This window comes from Streptomyces sp. NPDC053673 (assembly GCF_055585225.1).
In genome coordinates this window covers 149182-165930 of the sequence record NZ_JBVJKN010000008.1, presented here as the reverse complement: position 1 = coordinate 165930, position 16749 = coordinate 149182, and the positions used below count along the sequence as shown (strand labels likewise).

General features: G+C 70.6%; 15 protein-coding genes and 2 pseudogenes. 6 read left to right on the top strand and 11 right to left on the bottom strand.

Annotated elements, in window-relative coordinates:
• Positions 1-22: 22 nt before the first annotated feature.
• Positions 23-1261, bottom strand: a complete 1239-nt coding sequence (locus ACZ6ZQ_RS14695; RefSeq protein WP_469768898.1) for an acetate kinase — start codon at positions 1259-1261, stop codon at positions 23-25.
• Positions 1258-3339 carry a phosphate acetyltransferase gene (gene pta, locus ACZ6ZQ_RS14690; RefSeq protein WP_469768897.1) on the bottom strand — a complete coding sequence of 694 codons (2082 nt, stop codon included), beginning with the start codon at positions 3337-3339 and terminating at the stop codon, positions 1258-1260. The genes ACZ6ZQ_RS14695 and pta overlap by 4 nt, the downstream gene beginning before the upstream one ends.
• Positions 3340-3553: 214 nt before the next feature.
• Between pta and ACZ6ZQ_RS14685 the strand changes: the two genes are divergently transcribed.
• Positions 3554-4579 carry an ATP-dependent 6-phosphofructokinase gene (locus ACZ6ZQ_RS14685; RefSeq protein ID WP_469768896.1) on the top strand — a complete coding sequence of 342 codons (1026 nt, stop codon included), beginning with the start codon at positions 3554-3556 and terminating at the stop codon, positions 4577-4579.
• A 167-nt stretch (positions 4580-4746) separates the two neighbouring features.
• On the opposite strand, the gene ACZ6ZQ_RS14680 is transcribed toward ACZ6ZQ_RS14685, so the two are convergent.
• Positions 4747-5355, bottom strand: coding sequence for a helix-turn-helix domain-containing protein (locus ACZ6ZQ_RS14680; RefSeq protein WP_469768993.1), 609 nt, complete (start codon positions 5353-5355; stop codon positions 4747-4749).
• Between the two features lie 344 nt (positions 5356-5699).
• Here ACZ6ZQ_RS14680 and ACZ6ZQ_RS14675 point away from each other — a divergent pair, with 344 nt between their 5' ends.
• Together ACZ6ZQ_RS14675 and ACZ6ZQ_RS14670 are read left to right on the top strand one after the other, a co-directional pair.
• The gene (locus ACZ6ZQ_RS14675) at positions 5700-6461 is read left to right on the top strand and encodes a hypothetical protein (protein ID WP_469768895.1); all 762 of its coding nucleotides are present in this window, start codon (positions 5700-5702) and stop codon (positions 6459-6461) included.
• 18 nt (positions 6462-6479) lie between these two features.
• Positions 6480-7039, top strand: a pseudogene (locus ACZ6ZQ_RS14670) (RNA-guided endonuclease InsQ/TnpB family protein); the annotation flags it as partial.
• Between the two features lie 44 nt (positions 7040-7083).
• Here the strand turns inward: ACZ6ZQ_RS14670 and ACZ6ZQ_RS14665 are convergent.
• The 3 genes and pseudogenes from ACZ6ZQ_RS14665 to ACZ6ZQ_RS14655 all read right to left on the bottom strand — a co-directional run.
• Positions 7084-7236 (bottom strand): annotated as a pseudogene (locus tag ACZ6ZQ_RS14665) (carbohydrate ABC transporter permease); the annotation flags it as partial.
• A gap of 76 nt (positions 7237-7312) precedes the next feature.
• Positions 7313-8008 (bottom strand): response regulator, encoded by a 696-nt coding sequence (locus tag ACZ6ZQ_RS14660; RefSeq protein ID WP_469768894.1) that lies wholly within the window; start codon positions 8006-8008, stop codon positions 7313-7315.
• Between the two features lie 79 nt (positions 8009-8087).
• Complete coding sequence (locus ACZ6ZQ_RS14655) at positions 8088-9713, bottom strand: sensor histidine kinase (RefSeq protein WP_469768893.1); 1626 nt, start codon at positions 9711-9713, stop codon at positions 8088-8090.
• Between the two features lie 136 nt (positions 9714-9849).
• On the opposite strand from ACZ6ZQ_RS14655, the gene ACZ6ZQ_RS14650 reads away from it, so the two are divergent.
• The 3 genes from ACZ6ZQ_RS14650 (at position 9850) to ACZ6ZQ_RS14640 (ending at position 12202) form a co-directional block, all read left to right on the top strand.
• Positions 9850-11232 carry a cation:dicarboxylate symporter family transporter gene (locus tag ACZ6ZQ_RS14650; RefSeq protein ID WP_469768892.1) on the top strand — a complete coding sequence of 461 codons (1383 nt, stop codon included), beginning with the start codon at positions 9850-9852 and terminating at the stop codon, positions 11230-11232.
• A gap of 46 nt (positions 11233-11278) precedes the next feature.
• Positions 11279-11782, top strand: a complete 504-nt coding sequence (locus tag ACZ6ZQ_RS14645; RefSeq protein ID WP_469768891.1) for a helix-turn-helix domain-containing protein — start codon at positions 11279-11281, stop codon at positions 11780-11782.
• Positions 11783-11881: 99 nt separating this feature from the next.
• On the top strand, positions 11882-12202 hold the full coding sequence (locus ACZ6ZQ_RS14640) for a GYD domain-containing protein (RefSeq protein WP_469768890.1): 321 nt from the start codon (positions 11882-11884) through the stop codon (positions 12200-12202).
• A gap of 68 nt (positions 12203-12270) precedes the next feature.
• Here ACZ6ZQ_RS14640 and ACZ6ZQ_RS14635 read toward each other — a convergent pair whose 3' ends face one another.
• From ACZ6ZQ_RS14635 to ACZ6ZQ_RS14615, 5 genes are all read right to left on the bottom strand, one after another.
• Entirely contained in the window at positions 12271-12762 is a 492-nt protein-coding gene (locus ACZ6ZQ_RS14635; RefSeq protein WP_469768992.1) for a DUF1996 domain-containing protein, read from the bottom strand.
• A 141-nt stretch (positions 12763-12903) separates the two neighbouring features.
• On the bottom strand, positions 12904-13209 hold the full coding sequence (locus ACZ6ZQ_RS14630) for a hypothetical protein (RefSeq protein ID WP_469768889.1): 306 nt from the start codon (positions 13207-13209) through the stop codon (positions 12904-12906).
• Positions 13210-13223: 14 nt separating this feature from the next.
• Positions 13224-14705 (bottom strand): glycoside hydrolase family 16 protein, encoded by a 1482-nt coding sequence (locus ACZ6ZQ_RS14625; protein WP_469768888.1) that lies wholly within the window; start codon positions 14703-14705, stop codon positions 13224-13226.
• Between the two features lie 197 nt (positions 14706-14902).
• Positions 14903-15787 (bottom strand): aldo/keto reductase, encoded by an 885-nt coding sequence (locus tag ACZ6ZQ_RS14620; RefSeq protein WP_469768887.1) that lies wholly within the window; start codon positions 15785-15787, stop codon positions 14903-14905.
• Positions 15784-16698 carry an NAD-dependent epimerase/dehydratase family protein gene (locus tag ACZ6ZQ_RS14615; RefSeq protein WP_469768991.1) on the bottom strand — a complete coding sequence of 305 codons (915 nt, stop codon included), beginning with the start codon at positions 16696-16698 and terminating at the stop codon, positions 15784-15786. Before ACZ6ZQ_RS14615 ends, ACZ6ZQ_RS14620 begins: the two co-directional genes overlap by 4 nt.
• Positions 16699-16749 lie beyond the last annotated feature (51 nt).

The following is a 16749-nucleotide window of genomic DNA, read 5'->3' as shown; positions in this document are numbered from 1 at the left end:
GTACAAATGGGCGCCCGGCCGCTCAGGCGTGGGCCGGCCGGCCTCCGTCGACGAGGGCGAAGGTCTGCTGGGCGATCTCCAATTCCTCGTCCGTCGGCACCACCGCGACCGCCACCCGCGCGTAGTCCGGCGAGATGAGCCGCGGCTCATCAGAACGTACGGCGTTGAGGCCTGCGTCCACCACAAGCCCCAGCTCCTCCAGTCCGGCGATGGCGGCTTCCCGCACCGGGGCCGCGTTCTCGCCGACCCCCGCCGTGAACACCACCGCGTCCACGCGGCCGAGGACCGCGTAATAGGCGCCGATGTACTTCTTCAACCGGTGGATGTAGATCTCGAAGGCGAGCAGCGCCCGCTGATCGCCCGCTTCGATCCGCCGCCGGATCTCCCGCATGTCGTTGTCGCCGCACAGCCCCACCAGGCCGCTCTTCTTGTTCAGCAGGACGTCGACATCGTCCTCGGACATCCCCGCCACCCGCTTGAGGTGGAAGGTGACCGCGGGGTCGATGTCACCCGAGCGGGTACCCATGACCAGCCCCTCCAGCGGGGTCAGTCCCATCGAGGTGTCCACGCACCGGCCGCTCGCGACCGCCGACGCCGAGGCACCGTTGCCCAGGTGCAGCACGATCACGTTGACGTCCTCCGGGGCCCTGCCCAGGAGTTCGGCGGCCTTGCGCGAGACATACGCGTGCGAGGTGCCATGGAAGCCGTAGCGGCGGATCCGGTGCGCGTCCGCGGTCTCCACGTCGATGGCGTACCGCGCCGCGTACTCCGGCATCGTCGTGTGGAACGCCGTGTCGAAGACCGCGACCTGAGGCAGGTCCGGGCGCAGCGCCCGGGCGGTACGGATACCCGTGATGTTCGCCGGGTTGTGCAGGGGTGCCACGGGGACCAGGCGCTCGATCTCCGCCAGCACCTCGTCGGTGATCACGGTCGGCGCGGTGAACTTCAGACCGCCGTGCACCACCCGGTGGCCGATCGCCGCCAGCTCGGGGGAGTCCAGGCCCAGACCGTCGTGCGCCAGCTCCTCGGCGACCGCCTTCAGCGCCGCGGCGTGGTCCGCGATCGGGCCCGTACGCTCACGCTTCTCGCCGCCGCTGCCGGCCGGCGGGTTGTGCACCACCCGGGACGTCTGCTCGCCGATCCGCTCGACGAGGCCGACCGCCAGCCGGGAGCCGTCGCGCATGTCGAGCAGCTGGTACTTCACCGACGAGGAGCCGGAGTTGAGGACGAGGACACGGGACGCGGAAGGGGAGTCGGTCATGCGGGGAGCTCCTGACCCTGGGACTGGATCGCGGTGATCGCGACCGTGTTGACGATGTCGCTGACCAGCGCGCCGCGCGAGAGGTCGTTGACCGGCTTGCGCAGACCCTGCAGCACCGGTCCGACGGCCACGGCGCCGGCCGAACGCTGCACGGCCTTGTAGGTGTTGTTACCGGTGTTCAGGTCCGGGAAGATCAGCACGGTCGCCTGGCCGGCCACCTCCGAGTCCGGCAGCTTGGTCGCCGCGACGGACGGCTCGACCGCCGCGTCGTACTGGATCGGGCCCTCGATCCTCAGCTCCGGGTGACGCTCGCGGACCAGCTTGGTGGCCTCACGCACCTTGTCGACGTCCGCGCCGGAGCCGGACGTGCCCGTCGAGTACGACAGCATCGCGATGCGTGGCTCGACGCCGAAGCGGGCCGCCGTCGCCGCCGACTGCACGGCGATGTCCGCGAGCTGCTCGGCGTCCGGGTCCGGATTGACCGCGCAGTCGCCGTACACGAGCACCTTGTCGGCGAGGCACATGAAGAAGACCGACGACACGATCGCCGCTTCCCGCTTCGTCTTGATGATCTCGAAGGCCGGCCGGATCGTCGCCGCCGTGGAATGCACCGAGCCCGACACCATGCCGTCGGCCAGGCCCTGCTCGACCATCAGGGTGCCGAAGTAGTTCACGTCCGACACGACGTCGTGCGCCAGCTCCACGGTCATGCCCCTGTGGGCGCGCAGGCCCGCGTACAGCTCGGCGAAGTCCTGGCGGAGCTCGGAGGTGGCCGGGTCGATCAGCTGCACGGCGGAGAGATCGATGCCGAGGTCGGCGGCCTTCTTGCGGATCACGTCGGTGTCGCCGAGCAGCGTCAGCTCGCAGACGTTGCGCCGCAGCAGCACGTCGGCGGCGCGCAGCACCCGCTCCTCGGTGCCCTCGGGCAGCACGACGCGGCGCCGGTCGGCGCGGGCCTGCTCCAGCAGATCGTGCTCGAACATCATCGGCGTGACCCGGCCGGTACGCGCCACCTCGACCCGGGCGAGCAGCCCGGCCGTGTCGACATGGCGCTCGAAGAGGCCGAGCGCGGTCTCCGCCTTGCGCGGGGTGCCCGCGCTCAACTTTCCTTCCAGCGAGAAGAGTTCGGCCGCCGTCGGGAAGGAGCCGCCGGCCACCGAGAGCACCGGGGTGCCCGGCGCCAGCCGGGCCGCCAGGGTGAGGATCGCGTCGGCCGGGCGCTCGTCGAGGGTGAGCAGCAGGCCGGCGATGGGCGGGGTGCCCGCGGAGTGCGCGGCGAGGGCGCCGACCACGAGATCGGCGCGATCACCGGGGGTGACCAGCATGCAGCCGGGGGTCAGGGCCTTCAGCAGGTTCGGCAGCATCGCACCGCCGAAGACGAAGTCCAGCGCATCACGGGCGAGCCCGGAATCGTCCCCGAGCAGCACTGTGGCCCCCAGGGCGTGGCCGATCTGGGCGACCGTGGGAGCGGCGAGCGCCGGCTCGTCCGGCAGGACGTAGCAGGGGACCGGGAGGCGGGCGGCCAGCCGCTCGGCGATCACCTCGCGGTCCTCCGGCGCCACCCGGTTCACGACCATGGCGAGGATGTCGCAGCCCAGGACCTCATAGGCACGGTGGGCGTTGCGGGCCTCCGCGCGTACGGACTCCGCAGGCTGGTCCTTGCCGCCCACCACGGGTATCACCGAGGCGCCGAACTCATTGGCCAGCCGGGCGTTCAGCGCCAGCTCGTCGGGGAGTTGGGTGGCGTGGAAGTCCGTGCCGAGCACCAGGACGACCTCGTAGTCGCGTGCCACCGCGAGAAAGCGGTCGACGAGCCGGGAGACCAACTCGTCGGTACCCTTCTCGGCCTGCAGCGCCGCGGCCTCGTGGTAGTCCATCCCGTACACGGTCGCCGGGTCCTGGGAGAGGCGGTAGCGAACACGCAGTAGATCGAACAGACGGTCGGGTCCGTCGTGCACAAGCGGACGGAACACCCCCACCCGGTCCACCTGGCGGGTCAGGAGCTCCATGACTCCCAGCTCCACCACCTGGCGGCCGTCTCCGCGATCGATCCCGGTCACGTACACGCTGCGCGTCACGCGTGCTCTCCTGTCCTGCTCATCGGTCGAGCTCGTGTGCTCGAAAAAACTCGATAGGGTGGCATTGACCTCTTGACAATACCTCCGTGGCTGGATAGGGCGCCCGCCGTGTGCGGGTGTCCCGGAGGAGCAGCTGGAGGGGTGCGGTCCAGACCAGCCGTGTGAGAATCGGAACCGCTCACACGTACCGCTAGCGAGCAGGAGACACAGCACGATGCGCATCGGAATTCTCACCGCAGGCGGCGACTGCCCCGGCCTGAACGCAGTGATCCGGTCGGTCGTGCACCGTGCCATGACCGGCCACGGCGACGAAGTCATCGGATTCGAGGACGGGTTCAAGGGCCTCCTCGACGGTCACTACCGCCCCCTCGATCTCAACGCGGTGAGCGGCATCCTCGCCCGCGGCGGTACGATCCTCGGCTCCGCCCGCCTGGAGCGCTCCCGGCTACGCGAAGCCGCGGAGAACTGCGAGGAGTTGGCCCGCCGGTACGATCTCGACGCGCTCATCCCGATCGGCGGCGAGGGCACGCTGACCGCGGCGCGGATGCTGGCCGACGCCGGTATGCCCGTCGTCGGCGTACCGAAGACCATCGACAACGACATCTCCTCCACCGATCGCACCTTCGGCTTCGACACCGCCGTCATGGTCGCCACCGAGGCCATCGACCGCCTCAAGACCACCGCCGAGTCCCACCAGCGGGTCATGGTCGTCGAGGTGATGGGCCGCCACGCGGGCTGGATCGCGCTGGAGTCCGGAATGGCGGGCGGCGCGCACGGGATCTGTCTGCCCGAGCGGCCCTTCCAGGTGGAGGACCTGGTGAAGATGGTCGAGGAACGCTTCGCCCGGGGCAAGAAGTTCGCGGTCATCTGTGTCGCGGAGGGCGCCCACCCCGCCGAGGGATCCATGGACTACAAGAAGGGCGAGATCGACCAGTACGGTCACGAGCGTTTCACGGGCATCGGCAACCGCCTCGCCGTCGAGCTGGAACGCCGGCTCGGCAAGGAGGCGCGACCGGTCATTCTCGGCCATGTCCAGCGCGGCGGCGTCCCGACCGCGTACGACCGGGTGCTCGCGACCCGCTTCGGGTGGCACGCGGTGGAGGCCGTACACCGCGGCGAGTTCGGCATGATGACCGCGCTGCGCGGCACACAGGTGGTCATGGTCCCGCTCGCGGAGGCGGTCACCCGGCTGAAGACCGTGCCCGAGGACCGGGTGCACGAGGCCGAGTCGGTCTTCTGAACCGGCGCGAGGCGCGAGTCCTCCGGTGAACCGACGTCCGGCGAGCGGTCGGTCGGACGCGCTCACCGTGTGCGGACCTTCGACCGGGCAGGACCTGGCCTGTCTTCTGGGGCAAGCGAGCGTGCGTGCCGGACGCCGCCGGGAGGACGCGACTTCGAAGACACGGCCTAGCCGGGAGTCAGTGCCCAGAAGTGGTCGACGACCCGGTCCAGGAACTCCTTGCCCGCCTCGCCGGAGCTTCCCGACGCGCCCCAGCTCGACGTCGCCACCATGCGGGCCTGGTACTCCTGGTGCAACTCCTGCAGCACGTCCTCCAGGTGCCGCTTGGGCAGCGGCAGCATCTTCCCCACCGGGCGCACGTACGCCTGCCAGCGCGTCGTCGCCGCGCTGCGCAGCAGCTCGGCCAGCTCCTCGTTCCTGCCGGTCGCCGTCAGCAGCTCGCGCGGGGACAGCGCCAGGACCTCGGCGAGCGCGGCGGTCTGCCGCTCGTTGCCGCGCCAGCGGTTCCCGTCCTCCATCCGCTGGTACGAGGACGTGTCCATGCCCACACGGCGCGCCAGATCGTCGGGGCCCAGGCCCCGGGACATCCGGTGCTCGCGCAGGGTCTGGGGTGCGCCGAGCAGCTCGGCGGGGGAGCACCACAGCACCCCCGCGAGAGCGGTGAGTTCCTGGGAGCTCGGCGCGAGCAGCCCTCGTTCCCAGGCGGCCACCGTGTCCGGGGCGACCTGGAGTCCGTACTGGGCCTGAAGTCCGTAAGCGACATGGCCGGGCGCCATCCCCAGCGCCTCGCGCAGTCGGCGGGCGGCAGGGGCGTTGAAGGGCGGGGTGGAGTGCACGGGCACACCGTAGAAGCAGAGGGTCACCTTTGACTACGGTGCGTTTACCCAAGGTCAAAACTTGTAGGAAGGTCCGAATTGGGTGGGCGTCTCGCTCCGTCGTTCCGACGGGGCCTGCTCGCGCACCGCCGCGGTCGGAGTACACGCGTACCACGCGGTCGGACCGCAGCGTACCAGCGGGTAGCTTCGACGGGTAGCGGGTCTGCTAGCGTCCGGAGTGGATCTTTGCGTGGAGGGGGAGACACGTGCCGGGATTCGCGACTCGGGCCAAGGTGCGCCTGGCCGTGGCGCTGACAGCGCTGGCGGCACTCGTCGCCGGCGGACTGCCGGTCGCCTTGACCGTGCTGCATGACCGGCAGCTTTCCGAGAACCGGGCCCAGCTGGAGCGCGCCTGTGCCGGACTGCTGCCGACGGCCCAGCTGGACCGCTTTCTGCCGGACGATTCGGCGGGTGTACTGACGGAGTACGGCACGCTGCTCGATCCGGACCAGGAGAGCCGCGCGCTGCTGGACTGCCGGCTGTCCTGGGGCGGCGGCCCTGAGAAGTGGGAGCCCGATGCCGAGGTCCGGGTCCGCGGCGAGGCGCTGCTCGCCCCGGTGGCCGAAGTGCGGGGCGAGAGGGTCGGCGAGTTCCCGTTCCGCCTCCCGCCGAACGCCCAGGGCTCGCTGCACGTCGACGACCGGCTCGACGGTGGCGAGGCGATCGCGTCGCTGCTGCTCGACTGCCCGAAGGGACTGCCCGGCGAGCTCGTGCTCGCCGTCCGCCGGGAGGCCCACCTCTACGTGCAGATCCCGGCTGGGCCTGACCCGAGAGTTGGTCATGACCGCCGACTGTCCCTCGGCCGCCGGGCGCGCGATGTACGTGATGCGTTCCTCCCCGGTCGAGGAGAACGCCACCTCCCCGTACGCCCGCTCGGCGCTCAACGCCTTCGCCACCCGATCGGCGAAGGCCCACGGCTGCACGGCACCCGTCGACCACACAGTCACCCCTTGACCGCCCCACCCAGCGTGAAGCCCCCTCCGAGCCGGCGGGCGATCAGCATGTAGAGGATCAGCACCGGCAACGCCGATGCCCTCGCCGACGCACAGCGCGCACTCGATGCGTTTCCGCGCCGGAAGCGGGAGAACCGCAGCGTCAAGCACCGCCGGGCGGTGGAGAAGGTCGCCAAGCTGCACCGCAAGGTGCGGCGTCAGCGCACCGACCACGCGCACAAGACCGCGCTCGCACTGGTCCGCACCTACGACGTGATCGCGCACGAGCGGCTGAGCATCGCGAACATGATCCGCACCCCCAAGCCGAAGCCCGACCCCGACAACGCCGGTGCATTCCTCCCGAACGGGGCTGCCGCCAAGGCGGGGCTGAACAAGAGCATCCACGATGCGGGTTGGGGGTGTTCCTGGGCATCCTCGCGCATAAGGCTGAGAGCGCCAATCGCAAGCTGATCCCGGTGGACCCCCGCAACACCTCCCGCACCTGCCCCGCCTGCGGGCATGTGTCCGGCGAGAACCGCACTACCCAAGAGAAGTTCGAGTGCACCCAGTGCGGTCACACCGCCAACGCCGATCAGGTCGGTGCACTCAACGTCGCTATCAGGGCCGGGCTGGTCCTTCCCGACGTGGCCTAGCCACCGACAGGAGAAGCCCTCCGGGTTCATCCGGAGGGAGGAGTCACGAAGTTCTTCATCAGCCAGATCGCGAACGGCAGTTGGGGCGTGGTGAGGAACAAAGCCGTTCCGTACATCGTGTCGATCAGTTCGACCTGTACGAACAGGCCGTAGACCGGCACCATCACCGCCGTGATCGGCAGACAGGTGGTGAGGAGGGCTGCCCGGTGACCGTAGGTCGGGCTTGCGAACAAGTTCAATGCCCATGCGCGGAAAGGGCTTTCGGCCCGGCCTTCAGCGGCCGGAAGTGATCCAGCGGTACTGCAGTTCGGGCCGGCCGATCTGGCCGTACTGCGGGCTGCGCGCGGCCCGGCCCGCGGTGACCAGATGCTCCAGATACCGGCGGGCGGTGATCCGTGAGATCCCGACCGCGGCCCCGGCCTCGGCCGCGGTGAGCCCGGCGGGGGTGTCGCGCAGCGTGCGGGACACGGCTTCCAGCGTGGGCGCGCTGAGGCCCTTCGGGAGCGCGGCGGGCTGCGGCGTACGGAGGGTCGCAAGGGCCCGGTCCACCTCGTCCTGGCCGGACGCCTCGCCCGCGGATGCGCGGAACTCGGCGTACCGGGTGAGGCGGTCGCGGAGGGTGGCGAAGGTGAACGGCTTCAGGACGTACTGGACGACGCCGAGCGACACGCCCTCACGGACGATCGCCAGATCGCGGGCGGACGTGACGGCGATGACGTCGGCGGAGTGGCCGGCGGCGCGCAGGGAGCGCAGCAGCTGAAGCCCGTGCCCGTCCGGCAGATACAGGTCGAGCAGGAGCAGCTCCACCGGCCTCCGGTCCAGCAGCCGGTACGCCTCGGCCCGCGAATGTGCCACCCCGGCGACGGTGAACCCGGGCACGCGTCCCACGTAAAGGGCGTGCGCGTCGGCGGCGACGGGGTCGTCCTCGACGACGAGTACGCGGATCCCGGCGGGTGCTGGTGTTGTCATGGGGTCACCTCCGCGTCGCGCAACGGCAGTCGTACGGTGCTGTGTCTTTCCGGGGGCAACCCCCGGACCCCCGGCCGGTTCATGCGCTCACCTCCGCGTCGCGCAACGGCAGTCGTACCGTGAACTCGGCGCCCTCGTCCGGGCCTTGTGTCACCTCGACCGTCCCGCCCCTGCGGTGCGCGGTCTGCCGCACCAGCGCGAGCCCGATCCCTCGCCCGGGCCCCCGGGTCGACCAGCCGCGCTCGAACACGGCCTCCGTGTCCCCGGGGCGCACCCCGGACCCGGTGTCCGCGACGCGAAGGACGAGCTCGGCCTCGTCGGTCCGGGCGGTGACAGTGACCCGGGGCCGGCTCTCTCCCGCGCGGGCGCGGGGCACCTCGGCGGCCGCGGCCGACGCCGCCTCGACCGCGTTGTCGATGAGGTTGCCGAGGATGGTGACCAGGTCGCGCGGCGGCAGCCAGGGCGGAAGGACGCCGTCGTCGATGCGGCTGTCCTCCGTGAGGACGAGCTCCACGCCGCTCTCGTTGGCCTGCGCCGCCTTGCCCAGAAGCAGCGCGGCCAGGACCGGTTCGCCGACCGCGGTCACGACGCGGTCCGTGAGGACCTGGGCCAGCTCGAGCTCGGCGGTGGCGAATTCGACCGCCTCGTCCGCGCGGCCCAGCTCGATCAGGGAGACCACGGTGTGCAGTCGGTTCGCCGCCTCGTGGGCCTGCGCGCGCAGAGCCTGCGTGAAGCCGCGTTCGGAGTCCAGCTCGCCCGTGAGGGCCTGGAGTTCGGTGTGGTCCCGCAGGGTCACGACCGTCCCCCGGCGCTCGCCGCCGACCACCGGCTGGGTGGAGACGACGAGGACCCGGTCGGCGGTCAGATGCAGATCGTCCACGCGCGGTTCGCTCGCCAGCAGCGCGCCGGTGAGGCCGGGCGGCAGCCCCAGCTCGTCCACCGGCCGCCCCACCGCGTCCGCGTCAAGACCGAGCAACTCCCGGGCGCCGTCGTTGATCAGAGCGATCCGCCGCCGTCCGTCCAGCATCAGCAGCCCCTCGCGCACCGCGTGCAGCGTGGCCTCGTGGTAGTCGTGCATACGGCTCAGCTCCGCCGCGTTCATCCCGTGCGTGTGCCGCCGCAGCCGCGCGTTGATCACGTACGTACCGGCTCCGCCGAGCACCAGCGCCGCGCCCGCCATCCCCAGCAGTGCGGTGACCTGCTTCCCCACCTGTTCGCTGATCTTGTCGATCGTGATGCCCGCGCTCACGAGCGCGACGATCCGGCCACGGTCCCGCACCGGCGCCACCGTGCGCACCGAAGGACCGAGCACTCCCGTGTACGTCTCCGAGGACGTGCGCCCGCGCAGCGCCTCGTCGATGTGCCCCAGATACGTACGGCCGATCTGGGCCGGCTCCGGGTGCGTCCACCGCGTACCGTCCGGCTGCATGATCACCACAAAGGCGACGCCCGAGTCCTTCCGCAGCCTCTCCGCGTACGGCTGGAGCACCGCCGACGGGTCGGCGGACCGCGCCGCGGCCACCACCGACGGCGAGTCCGCCACCGCCGTCGCGATGGCCACCGTCTGCCGCCGCGCGGTCTCCTCGGCCTGCGTGCGGTCGGTGACGTACGTGAAGAACGCGAATCCGGCCACGATCGCAGCGACCAGCACGACCTGCATCGCGAAGAGCTGGCCTGCGAGGCTGCGGAGGCGCGGTATGTGCATGCCGTAAGTCTGCCTGGCCGGTTTCGTGTGAACGAAACGTACGTAAGGGTGACCGGGGTCACAGCCTGATGAATAGTCGCGGCATCGAGGACATCCGCCGGGACGTGGATGTTCGTCAGGCCGAGGAGGAATCCCCGTGGCAACCCCACCAGCAGCCGCAAGACGGGACCGCACCCACTATCTGTATCTCGCCGTCATCGGTGCCGTCGTCCTCGGCATCATCGTCGGCTTCGCCGCCCCTGACTTCGCCGTCGAGCTCAAGCCGCTGGGCACCGGCTTCGTGAACCTGATCAAGATGATGATCTCGCCGATCATCTTCTGCACGATCGTGCTCGGCGTCGGCTCGGTCCGCAAGGCCGCCAAGGTCGGCGCGGTCGGCGGCCTCGCCCTCGGCTACTTCCTCGTGATGTCCACGGTGGCGCTCGCCATCGGTCTGGTCGTCGGCAACATCCTGGAGCCGGGATCCGGTCTGCACCTCACGGAGGCGGCGAAGGCCGCGGGCGAGAAGCAGGCGGCGGGTGCCGGTGAGGGCACGGCCGACTTCCTGCTCGGCATCATTCCGAAGACCCTGGTCTCCGCCTTCACCGAGGGCGAGGTGCTGCAGACGCTGCTGGTCGCGCTGCTCGCGGGCTTCGCGCTGCAGGCCATGGGCAAGGCCGGCGAGCCGGTGCTGCGCGGGGTCGGGCACATCCAGCGACTGGTCTTCCGCATCCTCGCGATGATCATGTGGGTGGCCCCGGTGGGCGCGTTCGGCGCGATCGCTGCGGTGGTCGGCGAGACCGGAATCGACGCGCTGAAGTCGCTCGCGGTCATCATGATCGGCTTCTACATCACCTGCGCGGTCTTCGTCTTCGTCATCCTGGGGACGCTGCTGCGGCTGGTCGCCGGGGTGAACCTGCTCGCCCTGCTGAAGTACCTGGGCCGCGAGTTCCTGCTGATCCTTTCCACCTCCTCGTCGGAGTCCGCGCTGCCGCGGCTCATCGCGAAGATGGAGCACCTGGGTGTGTCCAAGCCCGTCGTCGGCATCACCGTACCGACCGGTTACTCCTTCAACCTGGACGGCACCGCGATCTACCTGACGATGGCTTCGCTCTTCGTGGCCGAGGCGATGGGCAACCCGCTCTCGATCGCCGAGCAGATCTCGCTCCTGGTCTTCATGATCATCGCCTCGAAGGGTGCGGCGGGCGTGACGGGCGCGGGTCTGGCCACACTGGCGGGCGGCCTCCAGTCCCACCGGCCCGAGCTCGTCGACGGCGTCGGGCTCATCGTCGGCATCGACCGCTTCATGAGCGAGGCCCGCGCCCTCACCAACTTCGCGGGCAACGCCGTCGCGACGGTCCTCGTCGGTACGTGGACGAAGGAGATCGACAAGGCCCGGGTCTCCGAGGTCCTCGCAGGCCGCATCCCGTTCGACGAGAAGACCCTGGTCGACGACCACGCCCCGGCCGGCCACGCTCCCACCGACGTACCGGCGCCGCGGGGGGACGACGAGGACGAGAAGACGCCCGTCAAGGTCTGAGAAGGACCGAGCGGTGGTGTGAAGATCCGAGAAGTTCCGAGCGGTCGTGCGGGCCCCGGCTCCCAGCCGGGGCCCGCACGCCTGTCAGCCCACCGGGAACGAGAACACCGCGCACGTCGTCGTCCCGTGCGCGTACAGCTTGCCGTCCTCGACCCCCGCCACCCGGGCCTCCGCAGTCGCCGTCGTACGCCCCTCCCAGGCCGCGTACACCATCCCCGCCGCGCTCGCCCAGAGCGATCCGACCGTCTCGGCCTTCGAACGCTGGGCCCGCGAGCACCTTCATGTGCCGCTCGTCGTCTCCGAGGCCGCCCGTGCGCTCGGCATCAGCGAGCGCACCCTGCAGCGGGCCGTCTCCCGGACCCTCGGCACGACCCCGGTCCGCTTCGTCCAGGACCTGCGCGTCGAGCAGGCGAGCCATCTGCTGCGGACCACCTCACTTCCGCTCCCGGTCATCGCACGCCGTGTCGGCTACGAGAACCCCGGCACCCTGCGCCTCCTCCTCCGTACGCGCGCGGGCACGACGGCGACCACCCTCCGGGCACGCGGCTGAGACCACGAGCGGCGGTCTCCGGATGGCCGTATCGCGTGCCGTGCCCAATGGTGAAACCGTGGCCGCACCCGGCGGCGCATCGGGATACGGGAGGCACACATGCCGAAATACCTGGTCCAGGCCAGCTACACCGCAGAGGGCACCAAGGGCCTGCTCGCCGAAGGGGGAACGCGCCGCAGGACCGCTGTGGAGAACGAGGTCAAGTCGTGCGGCGGCACGCTCGAATGGATGTACTACGCCTTCGGGGAAGCCGACCTGTACTGCGTCGTCGACATGCCCGACCACGTGTCGATGGCCGCCAGCGCCCTGGCGGCCCGCGCCACCGGAACCGTCGAGTCCAAGGCGATCGTGCTGCTCAGCCCCGAGGACATCGACGCGGCCACCCAGAAGAAGGTCGACTTCCGGCCCCCGGGCGCCTGAACGCGGCGAGGGCGCCGAGACCGACGGTCCCTCGCCGCGCTACCGCTCGCGGGCACGTGACTGACAGCTCACTGCTGGATCGGATTGCCGTCCGTCCCGCAGATGTAGCCCGCGACGACGCAGTTTCGTACCCGGCGCTCCAGCTCCGCCTGGTCCCAGGCGTTGAAAAAGTCGCCGTGGAAGGTGTAGCCGGGTGCGTCCGTCACGTTCACGCCACCGCGGGTACCGGCCAGGGTGAATCCGCCGCCGGTCACCAGCCAGGTGATCAGCAGCTCCAGGCGCGGTACGACCACGGGATGGCTCGCCGGGCAGGGCTGCCCAGCCGCGTACGCCATGTGGTCCCGGTGGTTGGCGCTGTCCAGGTTCTTCCCGTCCCAGCAGGTCGGGAAGTCCAGATAGTTCTCCAGCCTGGTGCCGGGCAGGCAGTTCATGAAGTCCCGGCCGGCCTCGGGCCTGCCGACGCAGGACCAGCGCGCGGCCGGATTCTGGTCGGGGGAGGTGGCCAGCGCGTTGCCTGTACGGCGCAACCCCCGCGGGTACGCCGTACAGGCGTGGTTCAGGGCTCTTTATCGGTGATGCCCTGGTATTGGAGTTCTCCCGCCAGCGTGGCTGGGACTCTCACCTGAATTGCTCCGGTGAGTTTGACGGGTCATGCCCGTCCGGCGACTACCCTCCCGGCAGTCGGACGGGTGCGTGACCCGTCAAGGGCTGAGTGTAACAGGATCATTGCTCACCGTAGTTGGGCTTGGGGTGATCGGGTCGTCGCCCCGACGGTGGCTGGAGAAGCAGTCCGCGCGGAACTCGCTCCCGCGCAACGGGGCCGCCGCCTGCGCCACGATCGCCGCCTGCTGGGCCTTGCTGTAGGTGTACGCGTGCCCCGAGTGCGCGGTATGACCCGGGTGCGCGGCATGACCCGGGTGGCCGTCGCGGTCCGTCGCGCACCCCGCCGTGGCCAGGAACAGCACGGCTGCCGCGCCCGCGATCACTCGGGATAACAGAGGCTTCATGGAGAACTCCCCCATCATCCGAAGGGGATACGGACGACGGACTGGTTGCCGGTGCCGAGCGTGCTGCTGCCGTTGCCGATCGCGCTCCACACCTCGACCCGCACCTTGCCGTTGGTCAGGTTCCCGTGCGCCCCGGTGGCCGACTGCAGACCTCTCGCCTGCGTGTAGTGCTCATAGCCGGGCACGGGGTCGGTGGCGAAGTAGTGGTACGTCTCCGTACGGTCCCAGGTCCCGTCGCCCGTACGGTCGTAACTCACCCTCACCTGCTGGCCGTTGGCGACGGTCGTCCCGGCGTCCACGAACAGATCGAACTGTGTCGAGCCGCCGTTGTACGTCCGCGTGATCGGGCCCGAGGTGAACACCTGCGGGTTGCTCGGGGTGCCGTCGTGGTTGGTTCCACCGGCCGAGGCGAGCGTGACCGTGGAGGCCGATGCCGTCGCGTCACCCGCGCCACCGCCCGTACGCAGATACAGCTGCGAGGAGCCGGAGGGCGGCGGGTCGGTCGGGTCCGGCGGGGTCGTGCTGCCACCGCCTCGCGTCCACACGGCGACGTAGTCGACGAGCATCGGGCGGCCCGGGACGGTCGCGGCGGTCGGGGTCTTCCCGGCCAGCGCGTCGGGGAAGGCGCCGCCGATGGCGACGTTGAGGAGGATGAAGTAGCCCGCGTGGTCCGTCATGTTGGCCCAGGTGCCGGCGTCGACCCGGCTCTGGTTCACGCTGTGGAAGAGCTGGTCGTCCACGTACCAGCGCAGCTCGTTGGGGGAGACGGAGCGGTCCCACTCGAAGCGGTACGTGTGGAACGCGGACTGGCAGCTCGCGCCGGGGCAGGTGCGGCTGGCGCCGATGCCCGTCGTCTCGTTGCAGGGGCCGCCCGGGTTCACCCCGCAGTGGAGCACGCCCCAGACGGAGTTGATGCCGTTGACGTTCTCCATGATGTCGAACTCGCCGATACCGGGCCAGTTCCAGTAGTTGCCCCGGTACGGCGCGCCGAGCGCCCAGAAGGCGGGCCAGTAGCCCAGGGCGGCGTCACCGGTCACGTTCGGCATCTGGATCCGGCCCTCGATGCGCAGGGTGCCGCCCGCAGGGGCCTTGAAGTCGGCCCGGCGGGTCTCGATCCGGGCGGAGGTCCAGTTGCCGGTGCTGTCCCGCAGCGGAGTGATACGGAGATTGCCGTTGCCGTCGAGGCTGAGGTTGTCGGGGCTGGACGTGTAGTTCTGGATCTCGCCGGTGCCCCAGTTGCCGGGGCCGCCGGGATAGCCGTGGCCGGTGTCCGTCTGCCAGTTGGTGGACGACGGCAGCGATCGGTCCGGTCCGGTGAAGTCGTCGCTCCACTGCAGATTCCAGCCGGGCGCGGGCGGTACGGCCCCGCGCGCCGTCCCCGCGCCGCTGACGGCGAGGAAGCCGGTGAGGGCGACGGCCATGGCGAGGAGTGCGGTGAACAGGGGAGTGGACAGCGGGATGGACAGGGGAGTGCGTCGGATGCGGCTCGTGCTCAAGGAACACCTCCGGTGAGGATGGTGCCGAGGGGGGCTTGAGAGCGCTCTCACAGAGTTTTGTAGATGGAGCCAGGGCAGCCGTCAATGACATCGCTCCCTTAACTTCCTCAATGCACAGTGCAGTTGGCGGCACCAGCCGGACCGGCCGGTGCCGCCACGCCATCGCCGAGCGGCAGCTCAGTTCACCGAACGGCAGCTCAGTCCGCGTCGATCAGCCCCGTCTCCCGCTCGGTCAGTTCGAGCGCGGCGGCCGCGGCCGAGTCTCTTGCCGTCTCCGGTCTACTGGCTCCGGGAATCGGGATCACCGCGGGCGAGCGTGCCAGCAGCCAGGCGAGTGCCACCCGCTGGGGGCTCACCCCGCGCTCCCGCGCCACCCGGTGGAAGCCCGTGAACGCCGGGTCCTCCGCCTGTCCCGACGCCCCGTCCAGCGAGCTGCGCGAGATCCCGCCGAGCGGGCTCCACGGCAGAAAGGCCAGGCCCAGCTCGGCGCAGAGCCGCAGCTCCGCCTCGCTGTCGCGCACGGCGGGCGAGTAGCGGTTCTGCACCGACACCAGCCGGTCACCCAGGATCTCCCGCGCCTGCCCGATCTGCGTCGTGTCGACGTTGGAGATCCCCGCCAGCCGGATCGTGCCCTCGTCGAGCAGCTCGCGGATCGCGCCGAGCGATTCGGCGTACGGAACGGCCGGATCCGGCTTGTGCAGCTGATAGAGCCCGATCGCCTCGACGCCGAGCCGCTTGGCGGAGGCCCGCGCGGCACGCTTGAGATGGTGCGGATCGCCGTTGACCGACCAGTCGCCGTCGGCGGTGCGCCCGCGCCCGCCCTTGGTCGCGACGAGGACGTTCCCGGTATCGCCGCCGTACGCGGCAAGGGCGCGCGCGACCAGCAGCTCACCGGCGCCGGGCGTGCCGCCCGGCGGATGGTACGAGTCGGCCGTGTCGATCAGTGTCACGCCCGAGTCGAGCGCGGCATGGACCGTGGCGACCGCCCGCGCCTCGTCGGGGTGGCCCTCGATGGAGAGCGGCATCGCGCCCAGCCCGACGGCGCCGACCTCGATCCCGCCGATCGACCGTACGGCCGTCATCGCCGCACCTCCGCGGCGCGCGGGCCGACGGTCTCGGCGACAGCGCGCCCGAGCCACTCCTGACTGCGGCCGAAGCGGAAACCGAGCCGCTCGGCGCGGGAATTGTCCATGCCGTACGAGCGGGCGAAGGAGAACGGGGAGACCTCACCGGACCCGACCGCACGGAACTCCGCCGTGCCACCGGTGATCCCGGCCACCGCCGCGCAGATGTCGGCCGTGCTGAGCCGCCCGTGCGCCGCCGCGTTCACCGGGCCGGTGCATTCCGCGCCGGCCACCCATTCCAGGAATGCGGCGATCTCCTCGACGTACACATAGGTGGCGGAATGATTCACGGCGGGCACCGCGATCGGCTCGCCCGCCCGGATCCGGTCGGCGTAGTGGTCGAGACGGCCGGTGAAATCGTCCTCCCCGCCCAGCACATGGGCGACGCGCACCGCGACGTACGGGAACGCCGGCTCGCGCGCGAACACCGCCTCGGCCTGGCGCTTGCCCTCGCCGTAGTGATCCTCCCGGAAGTCCTCGTCGTCCCAGGGAAGCGCGAGGTCGACGGCCACGGTGCGCGGTTCGACGGCGTCCTCGCGGACCAGGTCCGCGGAGTCCTCGTGCTCGTACACCTCGACCGTCGAGGTCATCACATAGCGGCGGGTTCGGCCGGCGAAGACCCGGCGGGCGATGTCCGCCTGGCGCGGGGTGTAGCAGACCTGGTCGATCACCACATCGAACGTGCGTGAGCCGAGCGCCGTCGTCAGGGCCGCCTCGTCATCGCGGTCGGCGACGAGATGAACGGCCCCGGCGGGCGGCGCGGACGAGCCGCGATTGATGACGGTGACGCGCGTCCCCGCGTGCAGCAGCCGCTCGATCAGCCGCTTTCCGAAATACCGGTTGCCGCCGATCACGCACACGTCCCGCATTCCGATCCCCACGTCGCTCTTTCCCCTTGTCGGCCCCTGTCGGCGGTCAGG